The sequence below is a fragment of the Roseburia sp. OM02-15 genome (genome assembly GCF_003481835.1).
GTDB classification, from domain to species: domain Bacteria; phylum Bacillota; class Clostridia; order Lachnospirales; family Lachnospiraceae; genus Eubacterium_I; species Eubacterium_I ramulus_A.
Map to the genome: position 1 here is coordinate 32,950 of NZ_QULX01000001.1, position 25,789 is coordinate 58,738.

General features: G+C 44.7%; 23 protein-coding genes and 1 pseudogene. 5 read left to right on the top strand and 19 right to left on the bottom strand.

Translation table 11 applies throughout. The features are described from left to right. From DXB15_RS00160 to DXB15_RS00230, 14 genes and pseudogenes are all read right to left on the bottom strand, one after another. Positions 1–1,341 carry an MATE family efflux transporter gene (locus DXB15_RS00160; RefSeq protein WP_118701708.1) on the bottom strand — a complete coding sequence of 447 codons (1,341 nt, stop codon included), beginning with the start codon at positions 1,339–1,341 and terminating at the stop codon, positions 1–3. Between the two features lie 268 nt (positions 1,342–1,609). Then, positions 1,610–2,128 (bottom strand): ClbS/DfsB family four-helix bundle protein, encoded by a 519-nt coding sequence (locus DXB15_RS00165; protein WP_118701709.1) that lies wholly within the window; start codon positions 2,126–2,128, stop codon positions 1,610–1,612. A gap of 54 nt (positions 2,129–2,182) precedes the next feature. Beyond that, entirely contained in the window at positions 2,183–2,785 is a 603-nt protein-coding gene (locus DXB15_RS00170; RefSeq protein ID WP_118701710.1) for a Type 1 glutamine amidotransferase-like domain-containing protein, read from the bottom strand. A 64-nt stretch (positions 2,786–2,849) separates the two neighbouring features. Further along, positions 2,850–3,167 carry a hypothetical protein gene (locus tag DXB15_RS00175; protein WP_118701884.1) on the bottom strand — a complete coding sequence of 106 codons (318 nt, stop codon included), beginning with the start codon at positions 3,165–3,167 and terminating at the stop codon, positions 2,850–2,852. 231 nt (positions 3,168–3,398) lie between these two features. After that, positions 3,399–3,575, bottom strand: a pseudogene (locus DXB15_RS00180) (ParB/RepB/Spo0J family partition protein); the annotation flags it as partial. Further along, positions 3,565–4,350 (bottom strand): ParA family protein, encoded by a 786-nt coding sequence (locus tag DXB15_RS00185; RefSeq protein WP_118701883.1) that lies wholly within the window; start codon positions 4,348–4,350, stop codon positions 3,565–3,567. The pseudogene DXB15_RS00180 and the gene DXB15_RS00185, both read right to left, overlap by 11 nt. 14 nt (positions 4,351–4,364) lie before the next feature. After that, the gene (locus DXB15_RS00190) at positions 4,365–5,309 is read right to left on the bottom strand and encodes a ParB/RepB/Spo0J family partition protein (protein ID WP_118701711.1); all 945 of its coding nucleotides are present in this window, start codon (positions 5,307–5,309) and stop codon (positions 4,365–4,367) included. Between the two features lie 764 nt (positions 5,310–6,073). Further along, positions 6,074–6,379 carry a hypothetical protein gene (locus DXB15_RS00200; protein WP_002304425.1) on the bottom strand — a complete coding sequence of 102 codons (306 nt, stop codon included), beginning with the start codon at positions 6,377–6,379 and terminating at the stop codon, positions 6,074–6,076. Between the two features lie 85 nt (positions 6,380–6,464). Continuing rightward, entirely contained in the window at positions 6,465–7,838 is a 1,374-nt protein-coding gene (locus DXB15_RS00205; RefSeq protein ID WP_002304423.1) for a site-specific integrase, read from the bottom strand. A 4-nt stretch (positions 7,839–7,842) separates the two neighbouring features. After that, positions 7,843–8,457: a helix-turn-helix domain-containing protein gene (locus DXB15_RS00210; RefSeq protein WP_243036904.1), complete on the bottom strand. Its 615-nt coding sequence runs from the start codon at positions 8,455–8,457 to the stop codon at positions 7,843–7,845. Between the two features lie 126 nt (positions 8,458–8,583). Continuing rightward, positions 8,584–8,820, bottom strand: a complete 237-nt coding sequence (locus tag DXB15_RS00215; RefSeq protein ID WP_002304418.1) for a helix-turn-helix domain-containing protein — start codon at positions 8,818–8,820, stop codon at positions 8,584–8,586. A gap of 6 nt (positions 8,821–8,826) precedes the next feature. Beyond that, positions 8,827–9,234 carry a type II toxin-antitoxin system PemK/MazF family toxin gene (locus DXB15_RS00220; protein ID WP_002578938.1) on the bottom strand — a complete coding sequence of 136 codons (408 nt, stop codon included), beginning with the start codon at positions 9,232–9,234 and terminating at the stop codon, positions 8,827–8,829. Between the two features lie 514 nt (positions 9,235–9,748). Then, positions 9,749–10,054 carry a helix-turn-helix transcriptional regulator gene (locus DXB15_RS00225; protein ID WP_002304413.1) on the bottom strand — a complete coding sequence of 102 codons (306 nt, stop codon included), beginning with the start codon at positions 10,052–10,054 and terminating at the stop codon, positions 9,749–9,751. A 262-nt stretch (positions 10,055–10,316) separates the two neighbouring features. Then, positions 10,317–10,880 carry a hypothetical protein gene (locus tag DXB15_RS00230; protein WP_002304412.1) on the bottom strand — a complete coding sequence of 188 codons (564 nt, stop codon included), beginning with the start codon at positions 10,878–10,880 and terminating at the stop codon, positions 10,317–10,319. A 286-nt stretch (positions 10,881–11,166) separates the two neighbouring features. Between DXB15_RS00230 and DXB15_RS00235 the strand changes: the two genes are divergently transcribed. Then, a complete protein-coding gene (locus DXB15_RS00235; RefSeq protein ID WP_002304411.1) occupies positions 11,167–11,616 on the top strand; it encodes a helix-turn-helix domain-containing protein in 450 nt (149 codons plus the stop codon). A 51-nt stretch (positions 11,617–11,667) separates the two neighbouring features. Beyond that, entirely contained in the window at positions 11,668–12,222 is a 555-nt protein-coding gene (locus tag DXB15_RS00240) for an ImmA/IrrE family metallo-endopeptidase (protein WP_002304410.1), read from the top strand. 162 nt (positions 12,223–12,384) lie between these two features. On the opposite strand, the gene DXB15_RS00245 is transcribed toward DXB15_RS00240, so the two are convergent. After that, positions 12,385–12,762, bottom strand: coding sequence for a helix-turn-helix domain-containing protein (locus DXB15_RS00245; protein WP_002578940.1), 378 nt, complete (start codon positions 12,760–12,762; stop codon positions 12,385–12,387). Between the two features lie 382 nt (positions 12,763–13,144). Between DXB15_RS00245 and DXB15_RS00250 the strand changes: the two genes are divergently transcribed. From DXB15_RS00250 to DXB15_RS00265, 3 genes are all read left to right on the top strand, one after another. Next, positions 13,145–13,777: an N-terminal phage integrase SAM-like domain-containing protein gene (locus DXB15_RS00250; protein WP_235844072.1), complete on the top strand. Its 633-nt coding sequence runs from the start codon at positions 13,145–13,147 to the stop codon at positions 13,775–13,777. 18 nt (positions 13,778–13,795) lie between these two features. Beyond that, on the top strand, positions 13,796–14,533 hold the full coding sequence (gene erm(B), locus DXB15_RS00255; RefSeq protein WP_118219131.1) for a 23S rRNA (adenine(2058)-N(6))-methyltransferase Erm(B): 738 nt from the start codon (positions 13,796–13,798) through the stop codon (positions 14,531–14,533). Positions 14,534–14,678: 145 nt separating this feature from the next. Beyond that, entirely contained in the window at positions 14,679–14,942 is a 264-nt protein-coding gene (locus DXB15_RS00265) for a topoisomerase DNA-binding C4 zinc finger domain-containing protein (RefSeq protein ID WP_118219135.1), read from the top strand. A gap of 301 nt (positions 14,943–15,243) precedes the next feature. On the opposite strand, the gene DXB15_RS00270 is transcribed toward DXB15_RS00265, so the two are convergent. The 4 genes from DXB15_RS00270 to DXB15_RS00285 all read right to left on the bottom strand — a co-directional run bounded on the left by DXB15_RS00270 (position 15,244) and on the right by DXB15_RS00285 (position 25,782). Beyond that, the gene (locus DXB15_RS00270) at positions 15,244–16,656 is read right to left on the bottom strand and encodes a relaxase/mobilization nuclease domain-containing protein (protein ID WP_002578945.1); all 1,413 of its coding nucleotides are present in this window, start codon (positions 16,654–16,656) and stop codon (positions 15,244–15,246) included. 62 nt (positions 16,657–16,718) lie between these two features. Further along, positions 16,719–17,003, bottom strand: coding sequence for a hypothetical protein (locus DXB15_RS00275; RefSeq protein WP_002578946.1), 285 nt, complete (start codon positions 17,001–17,003; stop codon positions 16,719–16,721). A gap of 116 nt (positions 17,004–17,119) precedes the next feature. Continuing rightward, a complete protein-coding gene (locus tag DXB15_RS00280) occupies positions 17,120–17,452 on the bottom strand; it encodes a plasmid mobilization protein (RefSeq protein ID WP_002578947.1) in 333 nt (110 codons plus the stop codon). Continuing rightward, on the bottom strand, positions 17,452–25,782 hold the full coding sequence (locus tag DXB15_RS00285) for an LPD11 domain-containing protein (RefSeq protein ID WP_118701712.1): 8,331 nt from the start codon (positions 25,780–25,782) through the stop codon (positions 17,452–17,454). Before DXB15_RS00285 ends, DXB15_RS00280 begins: the two co-directional genes overlap by 1 nt. Between the last annotated feature and the right edge of the window lie 7 nt (positions 25,783–25,789).

A 25,789-nucleotide genomic window follows, 5' to 3' on the forward strand; every position in this document is an offset into this window, starting at 1 on the left:
TTATGAGATATTTTTGCGTCGATGCCATGCCATCATCACAAGTGCAACGAGCAAAGTGGCAGTTTCCGCAACCGGAAATGCAAGCCAGATTCCGTTCAGCTGGAACAATTTGTCCAGACACCACAGGGCAGGCACAAGGAAAAGCATTTGCCTGCATAATTGGATCGCCATGCTGGACCCTACTTTTTCTGTGGTCTGAAAATAGGTGGAAATCATCGTAGAAAGGCCGCAAAACAGATAGCTTGCCGCCATGATCCGCATGGCGGAGATTCCAAAGGAGCGCATGGCTTCCGACGCCATAAACAATCCCAGAATCTGCGCCGGAAAGAGGAGGACAGCCAACGTCCCCAGTATCATCATGCCGGTGACCAAAACAGTTCCATATCGGAAAGCTGAATGCAGCCGTTCGCTGTTGCCTGCGCCGTAGTTAAACCGCATGACAGGCAAACAGCCTTGAATCAAGCCGTTTACCGTCATAACAATCAGCTGCTGCACCTTAAAATATGCGCCGAAGAAAGCGATCGCCGTATCGGAATACGCCACCAAAAACAGATTGACAAAGGTCACCACAAACGAACTGAGGGCGTTCATGATAAAAGATGGCAGGCCAAAGGCAAAAATACGGTAGATCATCTGCTTTTTCAAATGAAAGTCTTTGATTTTCACCTGCACTTTCTGCTTTTTGCCCAGCAGTAAAGCAAATGCCAAAATCATGGACAGCAGATAGCCTGCAACGGTAGCTACCGCAGCACCGCGGATTCCCATAGCCGGAAAAATACCAATCCCAAAAATCAGAATGGGGTCGAACACGAAGTTAACGACCACGCCCGCGATCTGGAACCACATGGGAGCGACCATGTTCCCGGTGGCCTGTATCATCTTCTGGATGGCGATATGCACCATATTGGGAATTTGCATGAAGGAGCACACACTCATATAGGCGATGCTCAGCTGATAAATTTCTTCATTATTGGTGAATGCCCGAAAATAGGATTTCATAATCAGTAATGACATAAGGTTGAGCAAAGCACCTATTCCAAAAGCCAGTAACAATCCATGTGTGACAGTTGCATTTGCCTCATCCTGCTTTTTCTGTCCAAGATACCCTGCTATCAGCACATTCACGCCGACACCGATCCAGATAGACGCTGCATTCATCAATGTTGTAATCGGGAATGACAGAGAAACAGCGGTCAATGCATTCTCACTCAACCGCGCCACAAACGCGCTGTCTATCAGGTTATAGGAATATTGCAGGAACATGGAAATCAGCGGCGGTATCGACATTTGCCAGATGAGCTTTCCAACAGGAGCGACCGCCATTTTATTATTGGTCTGCATACTTTCCCTCCTCTCCACAAAGTGTCCGGCAGCTTCCATCCTCCGTTCTGCCAGATTTTCCAGTATGCAGACAACAAAAAAGCCACACGGCTATCACAAGATAGCTGTGTGGCAAAAAGATGACCGAATCCGGAAAAGTCCACTCAAATTTTACGCTCAGTATTATAGCATTCTTTCAGGAGACTTTCAAGCATTAATCATTACGGAATTGTGGCGCCATATTTATTGTTTTATATGTTATTTCTCTATTAGTTCTGCAAACTTGAAGTTATAGTGCAATCTTTTTCCATTTTCTAATCTTGGTTCTAAAGGTTCCGAATGGAGCAACTGTATTAACATGTATGAATTTGTATACTTCCCAGACAGCTGTTTTAGTTGCTTCGTCAGCCCATTTTCTCATATGTGGTTTAAATAATTCTTCCTCACTCAGAGAATCAATCATTGCATAAATAGAGTTGATATTCTCATTCAATCTGTCTTTCAATTCTTGCAGTGACAGCTGAGCATATGTATCTGTGAACCATTGATATAATTCGCCAAGCTGATTCCACTTAAAATTATCCGAAGGAGTTTTAACAGGAATACCCTTTCTTTCGTCTGATTCCCATTTAATAACAAGAGTTGTCCAGCCAACCTGATAAGCAAGATTTTCTGCCGGAGTTCGATCGATCTCATCAATTCTCTTATCTTTTAAATGCTCCGGAATATCATTAAAGTCTGAAATATATTTTGCAAAGCTTTTATTTATCTCGTTTTTAAGCTCGTCTTTATTCTCATATGTTCTCAATAGTCTATCTCCTCAGCTTCCGATTTTCCAGTTTCAAAAACAGGAATTTTCAAATTAGTCTTTGCAAATAACCTTTGAACCTTTACCATCAATTACAATTCCCTGACGGTTGTTAATCGGGCATAGATTCAAATCCGAAAACTCAGTCATTATTTTCTCGGTAACTTTCTTAAATGGTGCTGTAAGATAATGCGGAAGAACATAGAAATCAATCAAATCAAGCCCTGCATCATCTTCTTGTGAGTAGTCCTCTGGCTTTTCATCCATTTGCTCGATATATTGGATGCTTGGAGCGCATATAATTGCGCCTGCCGACTCGCCGATCATCAATTTTCCATTTGCCAATTCCTTTTTCAGTAGCCCATCAGTTCCCGTTTTACGGAGCTGGTCCATAAGAAAGAAAGAATTTCCGCCGGTAAAATATATCACATCTGCTTCTTCAAAAACAGACTGTATCGTTGAATAAGCCTCCGTTGAAATATCAATTTCAGTTACGATTGCTCCCAACTTTTTGAATAATTTTCGAGCCGAGCCGACATAACCGGTGTAGCCTTCACGCAGTGAGGCTGTTGGAATAAATGCGACTTTCTTATTTTCAATTTCTTCCTTTATCAGACTTCCCACACTTGAAAAGTGCGAACATAAAAATAGTTTCATCAATATTCTCCTTTATAAATACCGATTTGCACATCAAATCGTTTTCTTCATTCTATCACAACTTCTATTGATCCACCATCAGTCTTTCGAACCAGGTATCCATGACAATGATAAACTGGCCTGCTCCTGGCAATTCTTGCAGCATTTCATCAAGAGTTTTCTGTTTCACATATTTCTGCACATACACCCAACAGGCAACGCTACTGGCTTCTGATACAATGTCAGCTATGGTTTTGCGCATAAGCTCTTCAAATTCAGCAATTTCTTCTTTTGGGACAACATCATACAGAGTTGGTGCCTGATGACTTAATTTTACTCCATTTTCATTTGCATCTTTAAGCAGATTCTTAACTTTTTCTCTTGAATTCTCCGGTACTTTCATGTACTCCCACATAAATGCTACCACATCAGATGGTGTGTCTTTTTTTAGTGGTGGTAACTAAATATAATTATTGTTTTCACTCATTTTCATATTCTCCTCACGATATAATAAAATCAATAATACGTTCTCTTGTCATGTCCAGTACAGTATCTACGAACACTCCTGCAAAAAGGATCAGATACAGAATAACACTCAGCGAAAACAGGAATGCAACCTGTACCCAATCATGGTAATCTTTACACTTTCAACCAGATCCTGCATCTTTTCATCATCCAGCACCTTGAACGGATGATTTTTAAACGGATGGATCTTACTGATCTCTATCTCCATTGCAGATTCTTCATTTACCACACCAAGCAGTTCATCAATACTTGCCAGTTTGATCTTTTCGCCACTTCTATTTTTCATTCTTCAAAACCTCCTGTGTTAAGTTCATATATGCTTCGGCAACCTTTCCTTTCGGACAGTGCATGTAGATACTTTTTCCCTCTGCACTGGTCTCAGCAGCTTTTACAGACATCGGGATCACATTTTCAAATATCTCAATCTGGCTTCCGTAGGTTGTGTGTACTCTTGATGCAATGTCCCTTGCATAATTGGTTCTGAAATCTACCATAGTCAGGAGAATGCCCTCAATCGCCAGTTTTCGGTTCAGTCTTTTCTTTACTGTAAGAATGGTCTTGATCAGCTGCTGAAGTCCTTTAACAGGCAGATATGCGGCCTGCACAGGTATCAGAACAGAATCAGAAGAGACCAGTGCATTGATTGTCATCATACCAAGGCTCGGCATACAGTCGATCAGGATATAATCGTATCGGCATCTTATCGCATCGATATATTCTTTCATGATCATTTCCCTGCTCATAACATTTCCCATCGTTACTTCCAATGCGGAAAGCTCAATATTTGCCGGGAGAAGATCCACATTTTCCTGATGATGTAAGATTCCATCTTCCAGGGAGATTTCTTCTTCGTTGATGGCATCCATCATGATCGTTGCCAGTGTGATACGGAGATCATCCGGTTCCTCATATCCAAGACTTGCAGTTAAACTTCCCTGTGGATCCGCGTCGATCAGCAACACTTTCTTACCTTCTCTTGCCAGTCCAATGCCTACATTTACGGTTGTGGTGGTCTTTCCAACGCCGCCTTTCTGGTTTACTACGGATATAACTTTACACATGATTTCTTCCTCCTTTAACTTTCCCATGATTCTTTTTTCCATAATTTCAGCAGTGCCAGTATTTCCCGTTTCATCATTGCCGGTGTATAGGAATTTGGAAAATACTTGTGTAACTGCTCGTTTGTGAATGCCACTCTTGTGATCTCGCCCTTTTTCACTTCACACATGATTTCTTCCATCTTTTCCAGTGACAACTGCTTTTCTTTACTCAGTTGCCGGATTCTCTGGGCCTGTGCATACTCCATTGCTACAAGCAGTTCCTTTTGTTCTGTTTCATTTAATGCAGCTATCTCTACAGCCGGGCAAAAAGAAATGATCTCATCATCCAGTTTCTGCAACATTTCCGGTATCAGTTTTGTCAATGAGATATAACGCTGCACTTGTTTTGGGCTATCACCACAATCCTCGCTGATAATCTCTATCGATCGTTTTCTTGGTGTTTTGTGGTCAACTTGGCTCTTTTTTCGACCACTTTTTCTTTTCAATACATCATTCTTCAGTTTGTAAGCAAAAGCTTTTTCACTGTAACTGATCCGTTCTCTGTGAAGATTGGAATCTACCATACTTAAAATGGAATCATCTTCACTTAATACTCGGATGATCACCGGTACTTTACGGTATCCTAGTTTCTCCGCAGCATGTTTTCTTCTGTGGCCGGATATGATCTCATAGTAGCCATCCGGTACTGGTCTGACGATCAGCGGATTTAAAATGCTATACTTCTCAATGCTTTCCTGTAGAAGAAACATTTCCTTATCATCTTTCACTTGAAACGGATGCTCTTTGAATGGACGAAGACGCTCAATCTCAATTTCTATGATTCTTTCTTCGCTTTCTCCTGATTGTCTGTTTGGCTCAGTCATCTTGACTCCTTTCCTCCAGGATTCAGGAAATAAAAAATGCCTGCCTGGAACTTTTATAGATAGTAAAGTTCCAAACAGACATTGCTGTTTGACCATTAGCTGTAGCTAATAGAATTGAATACTGTTTCAGCTAATTCATGTTTGCAGGTTTGGGAGAGATTGTTTCTTTTCCCGCCTTTTCTCTGATTTACATCCCCGAATAAGGGGTGACAACGGAGCGGAACCCAAATGTTAGCTGGACTTCTTAAAACCCATGTTTGCAAACCGGTAATTTTGATTAGCTGTCAGCTAACAAAAATCGGATTGCGTTAGCTGGAAATTGATCATTTTGAATGGAATTTTGTGTCACGAACGTGATTTGAAAATAACAAAAGCGTTCGTTGTCAGCTAATCCAGCTAACATTTTCGAACGCTTTGAAGCCCGTCGCCAAGAGGATTTGAACCTCCGACCCCTCGCTTAGGAGTAGACCCGATACGACATCGGGAAGTGGCATCTAATGCTTAAAAATGCTTGGAAATACAAGGTTTTTCAGCATTTCAAATCCCATCTGATACTACGCTGTGATAGCTAATTCAGAGGGATTTTACACCGTCCGATTGGCTCGAAATTAGCAAGTCTTTCGATTTTTGGTGGACGTTGCAAGTGCAAGTAAATGTCACTATGTAACTTCTCGTGATGCGAAATGATAGGAAATCCTATTCATTCTCGTGTGAGGGTGCGGGTGTCCTTAGACACAGATTTCAGTCTGTTTTATATATCATTTCAAAATGAATTTTTCAACCAGAATTATTAAGAATTTCAAAGGTTTTTCAGACTCAATGATTCTATGTAATTTAGACCCGCCGAAGCAGGTCTTTTTTTATTTCAGCATAATCTCTCTATCCTCAGCGCCGAGCATATAAGCACCCTTGGCAAAAGCATCCCTTGCAAGAAGCTCTGCTACATCAACCCTATCGAACAGCATCCATATTTCTTTCTCTTTCGGAGTCAGTTCATGGCTATGGTCAAACAAATGCTCAAGTCCCAATCCTTCAAGCAATGCCGACTTTGCTGCTTTGTATTCCTCAGCTCTGCCAACATATTCGTCGTTCCTTTCCTTGGAAAATGCCTCGATATTGTCAGCTCTCAGATGCTCGTAATACTCGTCCATAAAGATTCTATCCATACTCGTTGACCTCCATAACAAAAAAATAAGGGCAGACCCTTTTACAGCTATTGTAGCTATGTAAAAGGATCTGCCCTTGCAGTTACTATAATGTTTTTGCCAGCGACTTCAGGAGTGCTGCCATTTCCGGATTTTGCAGAAGCTTCAGAAGAAGTTCTTTATCATCAGCGGAGCTTTCCGTTGCGGCTGGTTGAACCGGCTCAGGCGTTGCCTGTCTGCCTGAGTAGAACGCAGCTTCCATTCTTTCAGCGTTCAGTCTGCGGTCATCGTCGATGATATGGGAGTAAACATCCGCTACCATCTTGACCTGTGCATGACCGGAATCGCCTTGAACGGATTTCATATCGCCGCCGTTCAGCTTCAGCTTGTAAGTGATACTGGAATGTCGGAGACTATGGAAAACCACTTTCGGCAGTCCCTTCTCCTCAATCAGCTTATTGAAAGCACGGTTGATAACCTGCCCCTCAATCGGCTTGCCATTGGAAGAACAGAAAACCAGATTGAAGTCTACGAACTCGTCACCGAAAAGGTCTTTCAGTTCTTCGATGTCAGCCTTTCGCTGTACCAACATTTCCGCTACGGTTTTCGGTAAGAACACCTTGCGGACACTTGTTTTGGTCTTAGGAGTTTTGAGAACCAATGCGGTATGCGTACTGGCGAAGGTCGGTGGGAACTTGAACATGATGTCCTTACCGTCCAGATCTGCCATCGCTTCACGATTTACTCTCTGCAACTCCTTTTCAACGAAGATGCTTGCCTGACCAAGTTCAATACTGGTGGGGGAAATGTCAATACAGTCCCAGGTAAGCCCCAGAAGCTCGCCCATTCGCAGGGAACAGGAGAAGGCAAGGTTAATAGCCAGACGAAGAATATCATCGTCACAGGCTTCCAGAGCCTTCTGGAGCACTTCTGCTGTCCAGATATCCCTGGTCTTGTGTTCTTCTTTCGGCAGCGTAGCGTGCTCCACAGGGTTTCTGGTCATCAATTCCCACTTGACCGCTTGATTGAAAGCATTTCGCAATGTCTTGTGAACCTCTCGGACAGTATGCGGAGTCAGATATTCTGTACGGGCTTTTACATACTTAGAAGAAACCGCTTTGACAGAAAGCAAATCTCGGTAATACTTGTCCATGATTCTCGGCGTGACATCCTCCAGCTTCATATCACCGATGAGGGGACGAATATAGTTTGCAATCAGGCTCTTTCTGCTTTCATAGGTAGACATCGCCCAGGTGTTCACACCATAGATTGACATATACTCATCCAAAAGATCATTGACGGTTTTAGCAGAAGGGGGAATAAAGGTTCCGGACTCCTGCTCATATTCAACCTGCAACTTCCTTTTCTTTGCTTCGGCATTCGTTTCAAAGGTTTCCCACTTCTGACGCTTGTTGCCGTTCTCATCGGTGTATGTATAAACCACAGAATACTTCTTTTTTCTCTTAACGATAGATGCCATGTAATCAGCTCCTTTCCTGTCTATCTTCCGCTAACTGGTAGCGGGTCTGATTGTGATACCATTTTTCAAAGCTCTCTTTGGTAGCTCGCTTATACCTGCCAACCTTGATAAGCTCAAAATCTTCATTGGCAACGATATAGTAAATGGTCTGACGATGTACCCCAAGCATTCTTGCCATTTCCGGCAGACCGTAGGTGGATGCCATAATATCTGCATCCAGTTCCTGATCCTCTACCGTGCGGTAATCGGTTTGAGAAGCATACCATCTTTCAAAGCTCTCCTTTGTCACTCTGCGCTTGCCCAGGACATCGACCACATCAAAATGCCCTTTGGCAACCAGTTCGTAAGCAGTCGCTTCTTTCAGCCCAAGGCGCTGTCCAAGCTCCTCCATTGAATATGTAGTTTTCTTCAATTCCTCGCCGGGAGGGGTTCCATCGACCTTCTGGTATTTGAACTGATTGGCATACCATTCTTCAAAGCTGTCGATCATCACCCTCATGGTGTTGCCGACAAGAATGGTTTTGAAGTAATTCTTCTTAATGAGCCAGTATGACTCCGTTTTACCAAGACCGAGCATCCTGCCCATTTCCAGAACAGACATACTCGTGCGTTTTCTCATTTCCGCCATCGTACAACCTCCTATGTAAAAAATGTAGCCATGTGTTTCTTGTCATGGCTACATTTTATCGAACTCTCAATATGTTTTGAAGTTTGTCGCCGGGTTGTACGACGCCCTTGACAAATCTTACATTTGATGATCCAACCACTCATCAAAACTCTTTTTGGAGATTCTGATACTGCCACCGATGCGGACGCTATGGAAAACTTTCTTTTTCACAAGGTTGTATGCGCTGGTTCTGCTGATGCCCAGAATATCCTGAATCTCATCAACCGTATAGGTTCTCTTATCAAACTGAACTGCGTTAGCAGCCATCGCTTCTTCGGTGCGCTGATTCATGGCAGCGATTCTTTCTTCAAACATTTATGTTCACTCCTTCGCTCTCTTTGCTTTATGTTTTGGGGAACGCTTTTTCAGCTGTTCCATTGCCAGGCTGACAGATAAGGCTTTCTCAATCGCTACCATTTCACGGGGCGTTACCTTACCTAAGTAATTATCAATCCTGCTTTTATCAATGGTACGAATCTGTTCCAGCTGAACAACGGACGCTTCTTTGAATGCAGGATTGTCGTAAATAACAAAGTGCGTCGGCATATTCGCTTTCTTATGGATTCTGGTGGTGACCGTTGCCACAATCAATGTGGGAGCGTGTTTATTACCGGTATCGTTCTGAATGACGATAACCGGACGGATGCCGCCTTGTTCCGACCCAACTACCGGGTCCAGCTTGGCGCAATAAATATCACCACGGCAATATACCCAATTTTCTTTCATCATGTGCCATGACCTCCTTTCGTTGGCTATGTAATAACTGACTGCCAGAAAGGAATCAGGCAGTCAGTCCAAAAGTCTATGTGTCCCATATTTGCCACGCACCCCTGGGAAAGAGGGCTTACGCCCTCAGGGAATCACCGAACGACTGATTGCGAATCAGTTCCATAGGAATCTAACCTCTGCCGGGTTCTCCGCCAGCTCCGTAGAGAAGTATCTTTAATCCTGTTGCTTTCATGGCCGTATTGGGAGCAACCCAATATTTACAAGCCAGTATTGATCGCTGGCATCGGGAGAGAGACAAGCGCTTAATTTATAGAAGAAAGTCGTTCTGTTTCTCTATCCGATACGTCTCGGCGTACCGCTGATGTGGCTGATGCTCTCGCACCGGCAACAGGAACGTATTCGATGACTGTGTATTCAGTTTTCAAGGATCAAGCAGCCGATTTTCTTTGGCTGTATCTAAATTGTACCTGTTCCTCATGCAAGTTTTTATTGCCTCGTAGGTATAGTTTTGAGGTTATTCACGACCTAAAAATATGTAATCAAGGGTTGTCTCAAAGCGCACAACCAGTTCGATTGCCAAATCAATAGAGATACCTCTGTTGCCGGTTTCAATTCGTGCAATGGTGTTTGCGGCAACACCTAACTGCTCCGCAAGCTGTTCCTGTGTAAGCCCATGTTCCTTTCTCAAGGCTTTAATTCTTTTTCCGCTTTCAACCAAGTCGTAATACATTTTCGTTCCTCCGTGTTTTTGAATTTGTGAAGTTGCAAAATCAAAAACAGCGGGAGGAGATCGTGCCCGATTCTCAATACCCTTTGCCATCTGCCTGTCCTCCTTGCAGGCATAAAAAAAGAGCCGGAGTAAATTACTCCAAGCTCTCGTTCATGCCTTTGTGTTAATTATGGGGGAAAATAGGCAGGTATAAAAAAAGCCCCGTACCCATTACAGGCACGAGGCGTAACTCTCTCTATTCAATTTTATGCCGCTATCTCCCAGCATAGCCATTTTAACACTGGACAAGTCGGACTTTCAGTAGGGGAACCGTCGTATTTTCATCGGATTTTAGTCGGACTAAAATCCTGTCTTAGCATTCACAATAACACAATGCTTCTTCCTCCCGGGCACTTTCCAGGAAATCTTTCAATTTAGGAATGGCTGTTCCCCAAAGTGACAGACCAAATAACAGTATCGCTTCTTTCTTTCGGTCATAGTAGGTGCTGCGTTCCATATTCAAAACCTCCAGCATTTCTGATTCCCTGTACTTGAAGCGGTTGAGATATGCCTTTGAGATAATCTCACAGTACAGAGCGCCTTTATCTGGATATTCTCTGATTTTCAACATAGCCATATCTACCAGTTCAATGATCCACTTTGTCTCAAATAAGCTGCGAATGCGTTCTTCAAATCGTTCTCTCGCTTCATCCGGAGCAAAGTTCTCCAGATAAATCAATGCACCATCTAAGCTGTCACCGTAAGTACAAATAAGGGTATCACATACATCATTCGCACGATCAATGGTAGACCAGCACACCTCTCGATATATGGATAAAATCAGCTTTGCTCTTTCATACAGAACCTTCTCGTCAATGTTCTGCATCCGGCAAAGCATTCGAATACTGCTTAATACCTGTGTATTATATCTGCTCATTCAGAATCTCCTTTCAGCCTAATCCATAAAATAAGAATTCCTTTCTAACTCCTGTCACTTGGCTAAAGGGAAACAAATACCATGGGACAAGAATGACTATAACTTCCGATATTTGATTAAAATAACAGAAGTGAAATCGGAAGTTCTTGACTTTATAAAAGTTCCGATATATAATTAAGTGGAATTAAAACTTCTGTTATGATTCTTATTATAGCATTTTCCAGAAGTTTGTCAACAAATAATCGGAAGTTACGAATAAATATTTTTTGAAAGGAAGGATACTACCATGACATTTGGAGAAAAAATTAAAGAAGCTCGTTTGGCTATGAACCTATCTCAAACGGAGCTTGCCCAGATGACCGGCATTTCCGAAAGATCCCTTTACACCTATGAGCAGCTCGGAACACTCCCCAGAAAAAGCAACATCAGAAAACTTGCTGAAGCACTGCATATCTCTGTGTCCTATCTTTTGGACGAATCTGAAACGGATAGCCAGAGCCATATAGATCAGGATATGTTTATTTTAGAGGCAAAGGAAAACTTCGGTTCAAAAGGAGCAAAAGAAGCTCAGGAAGTGTTGGGTCGTGTAAATTCTCTGTTTGCCGGTGGAGAATTGGACGAGGACGCAAAAGATGTATTCTTCCAGGCGATTATGTCAGTTTATATGGACTCTAAGAAAACAGCACGGGAAAAGTACACTCCGAAGAAATACAGAAAGCATAAAGATAAAGAGTAAAATCCTCAAGCACAGAATATGTTTTCTGTGTGCGATTCGGAGGTGAAGCAAATGAAAACGGCAGAGCATATCATTGAAACTGTCGATAAGCTTGTGCGAAAATATCACACCAGAGACCCTTACGAGCTATGTCAGCTGTTAGGTATCAAAATCCACTATTACGATTTACAGAAGAAATTGAAGGGCTTCTTCTATTACCAGTCCAGACAAAAGAATATCGTGATAGATCACAATGTGAACGGTATCCTGGAGCGTATATTAGTCGCACATGAATTAGGACACGCTGTCCTGCATACAAAAATCGCTATGATGCACGGCTTTCAAGAAATGGAAGTTTTTGATGATAGATCAATCGAAGAAAATGAAGCAAACTTCTTTGCGGCGGAGCTTCTGTTAGAAGATGGGAAAGTCCTGGAATGCCTTTCGGAACACACATTTTTTGAAACGGCTAAAATGCTCTATGTACCGGCAGCATTATTAGACTACAAATTCAGCCTGCTCCACGAAAAAGGAGAGCTGGTAAATTCGATGTATATTCGTAAAGCAGATTTCCTGAAAGAAGATCTTCATGCCTACGATAACGACATTGGTTATGGCGATATATGAATATCTATTTTTATATCTTTACAGAAAAAGTCCACCAGTACGATGCGTAGTGCATCATGACTGGTGGACTTTTTGCTTCTTAAAGAATCAGTATATTGTGCTGCAAAAAAGAACCCCATAGCAGTTCACTCTGTACCGTCAATGGGCTTCTTTTTCATTATATCAATCAAGCTCCGCTTTTTTTATCATCTCTTGCTGGTCAATCAAGACATCAATCAACTTTCCTACGGTTATCAATGTTGTTACATTACACTTTTTCAGTTTTGCAGCAATCTCATTATCAATGATGCTGTCGCATTTTGCATATGGGGTATCCAGTAAAAAATAGTCAAAGTTCTTTTCCAAGACGAATGCCAGTTTTAGAAGCATTGCCAAAGAAACTTTCGTCTGTCCAACTTCAACATGGCTCATATGATTGTTCGAGCAACCAACCAACGCACCCAAATCAGCCTGACTATAACCCTTTTCCAGTCGGGCAGCTCTAATGCGCTGACCAATCTTAACGTAATCAATTTCCGGTTGCGTTTCAATCACCTCCATGCTGTGTATGATTCTGCTATACATTATAAAATGTACCAAAAATCTCAACAACCAACATCGGGTGCAAGTTGCATTTATAAATGCAATATGATAAAATTTTATAGGCAGATTGCATTAAATGATAGAATGAAAAGAACCCCAAGACGACAATATGAGCTATCTTGAGGTTCTTTAAAATAAAAAATTCGTAGAGTACATTACTCCACGAATCGCATTCTTCTCTGTTTTTTTTAGTTTATATCTTTATTTTACAAATTGTCGCACTGTTTGTCAATATGTTAGGGACATAAAACACGAGGTTTTGCACAAAAATCCATCTTAGAAAGTTCCAAAGTCACAATTTGCCGTCAGAATTATAGTCATATTGAAGGAGGTGTACCTTATGGCACGAAAAGGAGAAAATATTTACAAAAGGAAAGACGGCAGATGGGAAGGAAGATACATTAAGTCCCGATCTTCTACAGGCAAAGCCAATTACGGTTATGTTTATGCAAAGTCATATCGAGAAGTCAAGGCAAAACTTATCAGTCAAAGTTCGTGCACGAGTAATTCTGTCACTGTCGATCCAGAAATTAGCTCAGATCAATTTGAACAGGTTGCTATGGAATGGTTTCAAGCTATATGTCCTAAAGTGAAGGAATCTACAAGCAACAAATATAGGAATCTTCTCAGCTCGTATATACTTCCTGTGTTCGGAAGCAAACAATTGCGTGATATAACACACGAGTTTATTGAAACGCAGTGTAATTTTTTCCTTGTTTCTGGTGGATTAAAGGAGAATGGACTTTCCTCTAAAACTGTTTCAGATATTTTATCTCTAATTCGAAATGTCTTACAATTTGCCACCCGAAACGGGAAAGCCATTTCTTGTGACGCACGATCTATACAGATAAAACGTCAAACGAAGGAAATGAGAGTTTTGAGTCGTGCTGAACAGGAAAAATTATGCCAATACTTGTATTCTAATCTTGATTCCTGCAATATTGGTATATTAGTAGATGCTAAAAATTTGTAATTAAGAAGGAGTGATTACATGAACAAAAATATAAAATATTCTCAAAACTTTTTAACGAGTGAAAAAGTACTCAACCAAATAATAAAACAATTGAATTTAAAAGAAACCGATACCGTTTACGAAATTGGAACAGGTAAAGGGCATTTAACGACGAAACTGGCTAAAATAAGTAAACAGGTAACGTCTATTGAATTAGACAGTCATCTATTCAACTTATCGTCAGAAAAATTAAAACTGAATACTCGTGTCACTTTAATTCACCAAGATATTCTACAGTTTCAATTCCCTAACAAACAGAGGTATAAAATTGTTGGGAGTATTCCTTACCATTTAAGCACACAAATTATTAAAAAAGTGGTTTTTGAAAGCCATGCGTCTGACATCTATCTGATTGTTGAAGAAGGATTCTACAAGCGTACCTTGGATATTCACCGAACACTAGGGTTGCTCTTGCACACTCAAGTCTCGATTCAGCAATTGCTTAAGCTGCCAGCGGAATGCTTTCATCCTAAACCAAAAGTAAACAGTGTCTTAATAAAACTTACCCGCCATACCACAGATGTTCCAGATAAATATTGGAAGCTATATACGTACTTTGTTTCAAAATGGGTCAATCGAGAATATCGTCAACTGTTTACTAAAAATCAGTTTCATCAAGCAATGAAACACGCCAAAGTAAACAATTTAAGTACCGTTACTTATGAGCAAGTATTGTCTATTTTTAATAGTTATCTATCATTTAACGGGAGGAAATAATTCTATGAGTCGCTTTTGTAAATTTGGAAAGTTACACGTTACTAAAGGGAATGTAGATAAATTATTAGGTATACTACTGACAGCTTCCAAGGAGCTAAAGAGGTCCCTAGCGCCTACGGGGAATTTGTATCGATAAGGGGTACAAATTCCCACTAAGCGCTCGGGACCCCTTGTAGGAAAATGTCCTAAGTGTGGCAACAATATTGTATTAAAAAAATCGTTTTATGGTTGTTCAAATTATCCTGAATGTACCTTCACTTTAGCTGAACATTTTAGAAAGAAAAAACTCACCAAAACAAATGTAAAAGAATTACTAGAGGGAAAAGAAACCCTGGTAAAAGGAATCAAAACGAAAGATACTCAACTCATCCATGCAACGATGATAGGGTTGCAGCATTGCAAAATTTAGGTGTACCCTATTCTCGATACTAAATTCATAATCTCACAAATTGGCAAGCAGTGTAAACCTGTACAGGTTCACTCATTTTCTCGATTTTCCCTTCGGTGCAATCTTCGCAAATTTGCTTGTTGGGGAAGCATCCCCAATCCCCTTTGAACATCATCTGCCGATGATGGCTACACGATTTTCAATCGTTTCTCAAAGAACAGTAGAATAAAAATTTGCCCATGGTTGAAAGCACCGAAATCGAAAAGCAAAAAAGCAGCCACGATCCGCACCCTTTGGGGAGTGCAGACCGTGGCTTTTTGCTTTAACGGAAGTTCTTCTTTTCCTCTTTCTCTTTCTCTTTTTCCTGCTCTTTCTGCCTGTCGATATTCAAAATCGTTTCAACCGTCCGTTTGGCAATCAGCAGTTCTTCTTTCTCTTTTCTGATCTGACGGTACTCAGCGTAGTCCTGCTTTTTCTGGACTGCCAGCTGATGAAACTCCTCATACAATGATTGCATGGACGGGAGCTTTGTAATCTGCAATTCATCAAAGGCTTGCTTCGCCGCTTTATGAATTGTGATTTCCTGACGGTGTTCTTCAAAGAATTTTTTGCTATATCCAGACTTGCGGTACTCGATATAAATTTGCCTTGTGTTGCGATAATTTTTGATGTGCTGCTGCAACGCCTGAACCTCAACCATACGTTTCTCTGCGACCTTGATAGAATCAGAAAGCGCATCGAACCGGGCAGACAGATTTTCAATATGAGCAGTCAGATCGTCGTAGTTGCCCAAGCCTTTTTCTTTCAGTAGGATTACCGTTCGGGCAGCTTCTTTTCGGTTGAACTTCTTCGCCCACTTTTCATAACCGACCGTCTTGCCCTCGGCCATCTTTGCCTGAATATCAATCAGCATCTGGAACTGCTTCGGGGCAGGAGCCTTGGCAGAGCCGCCTTTTGATTTGTGCAGGTTCTTGCCGGAGATAACCGCTTGAATTTCCTCTTTGCTATATCCTTCGCCCAGGGAACGCAGCCGAATGAAACGCTTCTGATTCTCGCCCTTGAACGCAGGCTGCTTTCCATCCTTGAACTCAAATCCCATGTCAGCCAGAGCCTGAACAAAGCCATCAAAGCTCTTTGGTTTCTGCTTCAGCACCGCATCAATCGCATCACATAATTCGTCACGCTGGGTACGCTTCTTGGGATAAACAGTTCTTTTCTGGCGCTCCCGATACGGCTTCGGTGTAATAATGGACAGCCCGTGTTCCAGGCAAACCATATCACTGAGTCTTTGCACCGCCAGACCGGAAAGAAAGAAGTTTTTGAATTTCCGTGTGGCATCCAGCGAGGTCGAATTATAAATGATATGATTGTGAATGTGGGATTTGTCGATGTGGGTCGCAACGATGAAAGCGTGTTTTCCCTTTGTCCATCGCATCGCTGTTTCATAGCCGACTTGGTTCGCTTCTTCCGGGGTGATTTCTCCCGGCTTAAAGGACTGGCGTATCTGGTATGCGATGATATTGTTCTTCTGCTGTCTGCCGGTAATATGCTGATACTGCCGTTTGGAAAGCAGAAATTCCTCATCTGCTGTCTTTGGATCACACTCATAGGAACTGATAAATTCGCCATCATTGGTTTTTGCGGCATTTTGTGAGTAGTCGGTTCTGTCTGCCAAACATTGAGCGACCGTCTTTCCCTTATTCACATGGAGTGCAATCAATCTTGTCGCTGCCATTCCCATCACTTCCTTCCCAAAAAGAAAAAGCCACCGGTCGGTGACTTTTCTCTGATATTATCTTATGACCTGATAAATGCTCCCAGACTTTCTCCAATATTCTCGACTTTCATAACAGCCCAGACGAGCAAGAACACCGCTGCTATTGTCGCAATTCCAAGAACCACAAGAATAAGCAGGGACTGCCACAAAGCCTTTACAATGCAGTAAATCGCAGATCCGCCAATGACCAAGAGCAATAAACCAATTACATAGGACACAACATTTGTAAGCAGATTTCCAAGAATGCAAATCACTTTTACAACGAACAGCACCGGCAGTGCCAATATCTTCAATACCAGCTTCATAGGCTCAACCCCTTTCTTTTAATTATATTGTACAAGGGTATCTGCCATAACGCAATGATGTCAACCCTTATGTAAAAGCCGCAGCCGAAACTGCGACTTCCCAACAAGTTGTCGGATTACTGGATTGAGGACAGGCGAACAAGAACTTCTCTCATGTCCGTCCAGATCTCCTCCAGCCGTTTTTGCAAATCCTCAATGTCAGCACGATAGATGCTGCCTGTTTCGTTCGCTCGCTTTGCGTACTGGTTCAGGTTGTTGGAGCAGATTCGCAGGAGCGAAACCAGGGCTTTCACATCCTGCAAATCCAGTCTGATACAGTAACCATCCAGAGCCATTTTCCGCAGATAGGCTCCCATGCTGCGGATGCCAAGCTCGTCCATCTTCTCATGGATTCGCTCGACCTCCTCCTTGGATGCAAGGAAATGAACATCCTGATCTCGCTTTGCCATTACAACACCTCCTCACGGGTTTCAGAGTATTTTGCAGGCGGGATATGCTCCGCTTTGGATTTCAGATCAGCCAACACAGAAGGACGCTCTGACTCGCTTCTTTCGTCACGATTTTCCACAGAGTCCTCCATATTCAGGGCTGCATCCAGTTCTGCCAGTCGCTGACTTTTGGCTGTCAGCTCTGCTTCCTGCGGGAACGGTTTTCCAACCTCCGCCTTGGCTGCTTCCTGCTGATTGTAGAGATTATTCAACTGCTCATTGGCTCGTTCTAAGCGCTCAAGGATGCCTGCAAGGGCATTGTCCAGTCGGGTGATATTTCCTCGTGCGTCCGTTCCAAGGGCTACTCTGTGGCTCACAGCGCCCTTCAGGGTCACATCGAACTCGTTCCGGAAACTGTCAAACGAAAGCTCCATCTGAAAGCCACGGTAACTGCCAAGAGGAACCGGATCGGCACTTTTCGTGTCCTTACAAGCCGCAAGGAGGATTTCACCGGCATTTGCCTTTTCGGTGTAGGCTTTGCCCATGATTTCCATGCCGCAAAAGCCATCGGCAATCTGCGGGTGTGCTTCCACGGTTTTAATATCAGCTTCAAAGCCATGAATATAGCCTGTCTGCTTTTCAATCTCAGCCGGGAAGTATTTCAGAAGCTTATCTTCCATACGGTACTGCTGGCTCTGGTGGTCAGCTTTCAGCACCTTCAGCCTTGCCACATCAATGTCCAAGTCCATCTTTTCCTTGATAAGCGGATTGCCGGCACACAGCGCCTTGATCTCCGCATAGGACAGCGCCTGCTCATCCACATCGTCACAGGAGCGAACCGGTGATTTGGAGGTCATAATCTGAGAAATAAACTTCTGCTTGTTTTCCAAGGTCTGATACAGGTAGGCATCGAAGGTTCCCTCGGTCACATACTGATACACCTGAACCTCTTTGTTCCGGTTGCCCTGACGGATGATACGACCGTTTCTCTGGGTCATATCAGACGGACGCCAACCCACATCCAAGTGGTGAACTGCCACCAATTTGTCCTGGACGTTGGTTCCTGCACCCATCTTTTGCGTACTGCCAAGAAGCACTCGCACCTGCCCGGTACGAACCTTGGCAAAGAGGTCTTTTTTCTTTGCCTCGGTATCTGCATCATGGATAAAGGCAACTTCTTCCGCAGGCACACCGTTTGCAATCAGCTTGGTTTTGACATCATCATAGACATTGAAGGTTCCATCATTTTTCGGTGTGCTAAGGTCGCAGAACACCAACTGGGTCAATTTGTCAGCCTGACCGTCCTGCCAGATACGCAGGATATTTCCCACGCAGGCATTGAGCTTGCTGTCAGGGTCATCGGGTAACAGGGTGTTCATTAGCCGCTGATCCAGTCCCAATTTTCGTCCGTCGCTGGTAATCTTGAGCATATTATCGACGGACGGGTCTACAATACCGGCATGAACATCTGCTGCTCTCTCTGAAAGGGAAGCCACCATATCCTTCTGGTACTCAGAGGGCTGAACCACAACCGTTTCAAACTTTGCTTCGGGAACAGGGAGATGCAACTGGTCAGAGGTCTTGATGTCGGCAACCTCCTTGAACATATTCATCAGTTCAGGCAGGTTGAAGAACTTCGCAAATCGGGTTCTGGCACGATAGCCGGTTCCCTCCGGTGCAAGCTCAATCGCAGTTGTTGTTTCTCCGAAGGTCGATGCCCAGGAATCAAAATGGGTCAGGTTCTTTTGCTGGAGCGTACTGTACTGGAGATAGCGCATGACCGTATAAAGCTCGGTCATCGAGTTACTTACTGGAGTACCGGTTGCAAAGATCACACCACGCCCGCCGGTCAGCTCATCCATATAGCGGCACTTCATAAACATATCCGAAGATTTCTGGGCTTCGGAGGTGGACAGACCTGCCACATTTCGCATTTTTGTGTAGAGGAACAAATTCTTGAACGCATGGCTTTCGTCCACAAACAGCCGGTCTACACCCAACTGCTCAAAGGTAATGACATCATCTTTCTTGTCAGCGGCAAGGAGCTTGTCCAGTCTGGCTTCCAATGATTTTCGTGTTTTCTCCATCTGCTTGATCGTGAAGTTTTCGCCACGCTGCCATTTCAGCTCCGCAATCGCACCCTCGATCTCATCAATCTGCTCCCGCAGCTGCCGTTCCTGTCGTTCGGCAGAAAGCGGGATTTTTTCAAACTGGCTGTGACCGATGATGACTGCATCATAGTCACCCGTTGCGATACGAGCGCAGAACTTCTTACGGTTTGCTGTTTCAAAATCCTTCTTGGTGGCAACAAGGAGCTTGGCACTCGGATAGAGGTGCAGGAACTCGTTTGCCCACTGTAAGGTCAAGTGATTCGGCACAACGAACAGGGATTTCTGGCTCAATCCAAGCCGTTTACTCTCCATAGCCGATGCAGCCATCTCGAAGGTCTTGCCCGCACCAACTTCGTGTGCAAGCAGCGTATTTCCACCATATAGCACATGAGCGATAGCATTTCTCTGGTGTTCACGGAGGGTAATATCCGGGTTCATGCCGCCGAAACGGATATGAGAGCCATCATACTCACGAGGTCTGGTGGAGTTAAAAAGTTCGTTGTACTTGGTGGAAAGGGTTTCTCGTCTGTGCGGATCTCTCCAAATCCAATCTCGGAACGCATCCTTGATTGCCTGCTGTTTCTGCTGTGCCAGGGTAGTTTCTTTTTTATTGAGGACACGCTTCTGCTTACCATCTGCATCTTCAATCGTATCATAGATACGAATATCCTTCAGATTCAGCGTTTCCTCCAGAATCCGATATGCGTTGGCTCGCTCTGTACCGTAGGTGACATACGCCGCCACATCGTTGTAGTTGGGAGAACTCTTACCGTTGATGCGCCACTCTGCGGTCAGCTCGGAGAACTTGACCTCAATGGAACGGCGCAAGTAATACGGCGTTTCAAAGGTTTCCTCCATGAACTGCTGAATATAATCGGCATCAATCCATGTTGCACCCAAACGCACATCAATCTCGGACGCATCCAAGTCCTTCGGCTGTGCTTTCTGCAAGGCTTCCACATTGATGTGGAAGGAAGAATCCCTGTCTGCCGCCATCTGTGCGACACGCAGCTTGCTTCTTACATCACCGGAAAGGTAATCATCGGCAGTCTGCCATCCAACTTCCACAGCATCGGGAGCCATCGGGTCTTTGAAGATCACCCCTCGAAGCTCTGCCTGAATCGCATCGTATTCTCCAGGTGTTCCAAGCAGCTGTGCCATAAACGGCAAATCCACCTTGCCACGCTCACCGATAGAGATTGCCAGAGCTTCGGACGGCGTATCCACGCTCGTCACTCTGCGTTCCGGCTTGATGGTTCGCTTGGTGAACATATCCGCCTTGCTTTTCAGATTGCCGTCCTCATCCACATTTTCCAGAGAACACAGGAGATAGTAGGAGGAATCGTCAGCAAATGCCTGACCATTGGCTCGATTATTGATAAGCCCGTTCTTTGCGGCAAACGCATCGTAGGCATCATTCAGTTCTGCCTGTTTCTGAGTAATCATTTCATCCGGGTAATCCTCAAGCTGATATTCGATCAGCTCGTTGACGATACCACGAAGTTCCACCATGCCCATCACACGGTCTTTTGCTTTCTCATTCAGGTCTACACGGCGCATCAGGGAGTTTTCACGGAAGTACACATTGCCATCCACCACGGTATAAGAGAAATTCTTTACATCCGGGGTTGCAGGAATGGTTTCGATTTCCTTACCCTTGTCAGCTTCGGGAAGCTCCACAGCCTGATAGGTTCCTTGGATGTGGGAAACTGCTTCTTTCAGAAGTTCGGACAGTTCCATGCCCTCAATGGGACGCACTGTAATGTCCATGCCGTAGGCGGTACTTTCTTCCACCGTATCGCCCAGAACCATTTCAGGATGAGCGACAAAGTAGCTGTTCATGGTGTGTCCTTCTTCGGTGCGGTCAAGGTTTACCCATTCCGGTACAATGTCAATCGGATGGTCACGCTTTTGCAGGAACAGGATGTCGGACACGACTTCCGTGCCTGCGTTTTTCTTAAAGGCATCGTTTGGCAGACGGATTGCACCAAGCAGTTCCGCCCTCTGCGCCATATATCGCCTTGCGTCAGAGTTCTTGGAATCCATGGTGTAACGGCTTGTCACAAAAGCGACCACACCACCGGGACGAACCTGATCCAAAGCCTTGGCAAAGAAATAGTTGTGAATGGAGAATCCCAGCTTGTCATACGGCTTGTCGGACACTTTGTAGTTGCCGAAAGGGACATTACCCACAGCCAGATCGTAAAAGTCTCGGCGGTCTGTCGTTTCAAAACCGGCTACTTTGATTTCTGCGTTGGGATAGAGCTTCTGAGCAATTCTGCCGGTGATGGAATCCAGTTCCACACCATACAAACGGCTGCTCTGCATTTCAGGAGGGAGCATACCAAAGAAGTTGCCGATACCCATAGCAGGCTCCAGAATATTTCCTGTTTCAAAGCCCATCTGTCCGACCGCATCGTAGATGGAGCGAATGACCGTAGGGCTGGTGTAATGTGCGTTCAGGGTGGAAGCTCTTGCCGCAGCATATTCATCTTCGGAAAGCAGGTTTTTCAGTGTCTGATACTCCTTCGCCCAATTTCCCTTGTCCGGGTCAAAGGCATCTGCCAGACCGCCCCAACCGACATAATTCGACAAAATCTCCTGTTCTTCGGTAGTGGCGTTCCTGTTCTCGCTTTCCAGTTTGAACAGAGTTTCAATGGCTGCGATGTTTCTTGCGAATTTCTGCTTCGGTCCACCTTCACCGATGTTGTCATCCGTGATGTGGAAGTTCACCGCAGGAACAGGTGGGATTTCTCTGGTGGTGATGGACTGCTCAAGCTGAGCGATAATGTCCATGACTTCGGCATTCTGCCATCCGTCCACCTGGGCATAATCCTGAATGATGGTGTCCTTTCCATCTACGCACTGTACGAAGTCCAGACTACCCGGCAGATCTCTGGTATTCATTGCACCCAGGGCTTTTCTCTGCGTGTCAGGAAGTGCATAGTAGGCTCGCAGGGCATCATCAAAGGAACTGTATTCCTTGATGTCCAGCGCACCCCGCTTCTGAATGTCCTCGGCAACATAAAAATGATCGATGAAGTGTTCCGGTTCCTGCTGTTCGGGTTCCGCACTGGCTCTGACCTGTGCGTGTGCCTTTTCGTCAGGGTAGTCCCCATAGATACGGATGCACTTATGCTCCTGCTGATCGTAAACGGCAGCACCATCGTACTTGAATCCGTCATCCTCCATGGTTCCGTCCACATAGCCCTGGGCAGCTTTTTCCGCTTCTTCCAGAGTGTAGTAGTCCAGTTTATCATCGAAGCCGTTTTCAAAGTGATGGTAGGCGGCAACCAGATAGCGGGGAGCCATGCGCTCCTCGTAGCTGTTAATCATCTCAGGTGTCAGCCATTCTGGTTTGTCGGGAATCATTTCATACAGCTCACGCATCTTGGCAATCTGTGCATGGCGGTTGCCTGCCCACAGATGCTTTTCGCTGTGCTGTCCTGCACCAAGGAAGTATTCGCAGTCCATACGCAGACGGTCTAACAGCTGATACTCAGGGGTGTAGTCCCTCGGTTCGGTTTTGCCCAGAAAATCCTCTGTAACGGGCTTTTCTTCGGTTTGGGCATCAACCCTTACCGCATGGTTTCTTTCGTCCTGAGAGAGCATACGCTCGAAATTCTCACGATTCTCGGCACGGAAGATGGGATAAGCAAGCGTAGGGTCACGCAGCTGAACTTCTCTGTCCGTGATCTGCTCCACACGGAAAGCTGTATCGTCCAGATATACCGTGTCACCGACCTGATAATTCCATTTCGGTTCCTCGGAAGCAGATGCTTCCACAACTTCGGCAGGCTCTGCCACAGGCGCTTCTGGCTGAACCGACTCCATCGCAGCTACGGACTGACGAACTTCCTCCAAATAGTCATTGGCAAGCCATTCGTCCGTGAAGTATTCCGTAACGCCTTCCGGGTCTACATAGTAGTCATCGGTCTGATTATCCCAGATCGCATACTCGCCATCCTCGGTATCAATCACTGCGAAACGGTCATAAACATCTTCCAACGGATCAGTTTTAGCTTCTTCGATAGCCTGTCGTTCCGCTTCTTCCTCCGGGCTGAGGTAGCGTCCCTTTCGTATCAGACCGTCGATTCTCTGCACCACCTGCGCCCAGGACATCTGCAATTTATCGCAACCGCTCTTGGTGTAAGCAACACCCTTGGCATCGTGATCCTGACCGCTGTGCGTTGCACCAGAGCAGGCATGGGAATGACCACCGGTTCCGTATTCATGCTTCAGGAAGTCCATCTTTTCCTTGGCAGAATGATTCTCCTGCCAGTAGTTATAAATACGGGCTTTACCACCGGAAAAGCCGCTTCCACGGGTCAAGTCTGCATTGACTTCATCATCCGTAATGAACTGGCGGACAAGGGGCATCTGCATCATATCGGTCTGATACTCACGCAAAGGCATATTCAACTCATACAGCTGTTTCTGAATGAGATTCAGCTTGTGATAGTGAAAACGAAGCAGATCGGGATTTTCCGCAAGGGTTTTTCTAAATTCCGAATACTGCTGTACCAAGGTTGCGTGGAAACGAGGGTCATCCAACTTTTCAGCCAAGTCTGCGGTTTCGTCAGGGAAACCACGAAACGGTTCCTGATGAAGAATTGCCAGATAGTTGCTGGAACGGGCTTCTTCACTCAAATCGTGATAAAGATGCCACAGGGATTCTGCCAACTTCTGACGCTCATATCCGGATGCTTCTACCAGTTCCACATTAGTTGCGAACCGACCATTTTCAAGCAGTTCTCCAATGCGCTCGGCAACCGTTTCCCAAGAAACGATCTGCGCTCTGGGGCTGTCAATGGCAGAGGAACCTTTGGCAAGGTGGATACCGTCCTCGGCATACCACGCACAGATATTCCCGCTATCTTCTTTCAGACCATAGCCGCCGTGATAGACCTGCTTTAAGGTCTGAACGATTTCTTCCAACGGCTTCTGCTTCATATATTCCAGCGCTACGACTTTTCGGGCTTCATCGGTATTGCTACCAAGCAGAAGGAAGTGGTCGATTTCTTCCTGGGCAAAAGAAAAAGCAGAGGGCGTAAAGCTCTCTGCTCGGTCGATAAAACTGATTTGTTCATTTTCGGAGAGGAAAAGGTTCAGACTCAGCTGTTGATAAGCTCCGTCATCACGACTTCCTCCGCCTGTGCTTTCAGGCTGTTCATGTGCTGCACCCACGCCATCTGCTGCGTTTCCTTGTCCGGTGCGGGGCTGTCCTTCAGGTACTGCTCCATCAGAAACTCCACTCTGGCTTTCGCTGTTTCCTCGATCTCCCACAGGTGCGGGAACAGGCTCTCCGTCAGAATCATGTCGTTCAGGAGCATCGGATTGTTCTGTTCCAAAAATGCTCGACGCATCCTGCCGTACTTGCCCAGAGGTTTCTCTCCCTCGTTCTCCAACTGAAGGTTCGGAATCTGATAATCTCCGGCCTGTCTGTAAGTCATCTCGCTCATAATCTGTACTCCTTTCGGTAGCTTTAATCTGCTCATGTTCTCCAATCGCTTTTTCGATTTCCTGAAACATCCTTGTGCTGATGGCATTCACCGCAGTACCAAGGGCATTTACCGTCTGTCTGGTGTTAAAATCAAACACCTTCTGGAAATCCTCATGCTCGAAGTAGTTGTCGGGACTTTCCACGAACCGGCAATACATCGTATAGGATACGCTGTTTGCCACCGCATTTTTGAAAGCTACTTCGATGTTGAGTTCATCATACTCCTCAAGGAAGCTGTTGGCAACGATGTCGAGGAACTGCTTTTTGTAATCGTCCCAATACTCAGCCGCCAGTGCGGATGCAATATCTTCAAGCTGTGCTTCCAGTACCCCGTCAGCGGCAACACCGAAGGTACGCTCCATCGCTTCCATGACATAGGAGCGGTTTTCAGGCGTCACCTCCCACGGTTTCAGTTCCGGGGAAGAACGGCGAACGCCGGTATCCGCCACATCAAACACATAGCGCAGATACGGTTTATCCCTGTTCATCACAAACAGAGCAATGCCGGTAGAGCCACGCTTTACATATCTGCGGTAATTTTCAGCGTTCCAGTCCTCATAGGGCTTGCAAAAGGTCGCATTGGGGCGCTGAGCATAAATCATCACCTGTTCCGGATAGGTGAACTCATAGTTGCGGGACATCGTTCTCAAAAACGAAGTCCAGTTATCTGTGTTCGAGGTGATTTTCCCAATCGTTTCTTTTGCTAATCCGGAATAAAATCGCTCTTTTGCGTTCATTGTATCC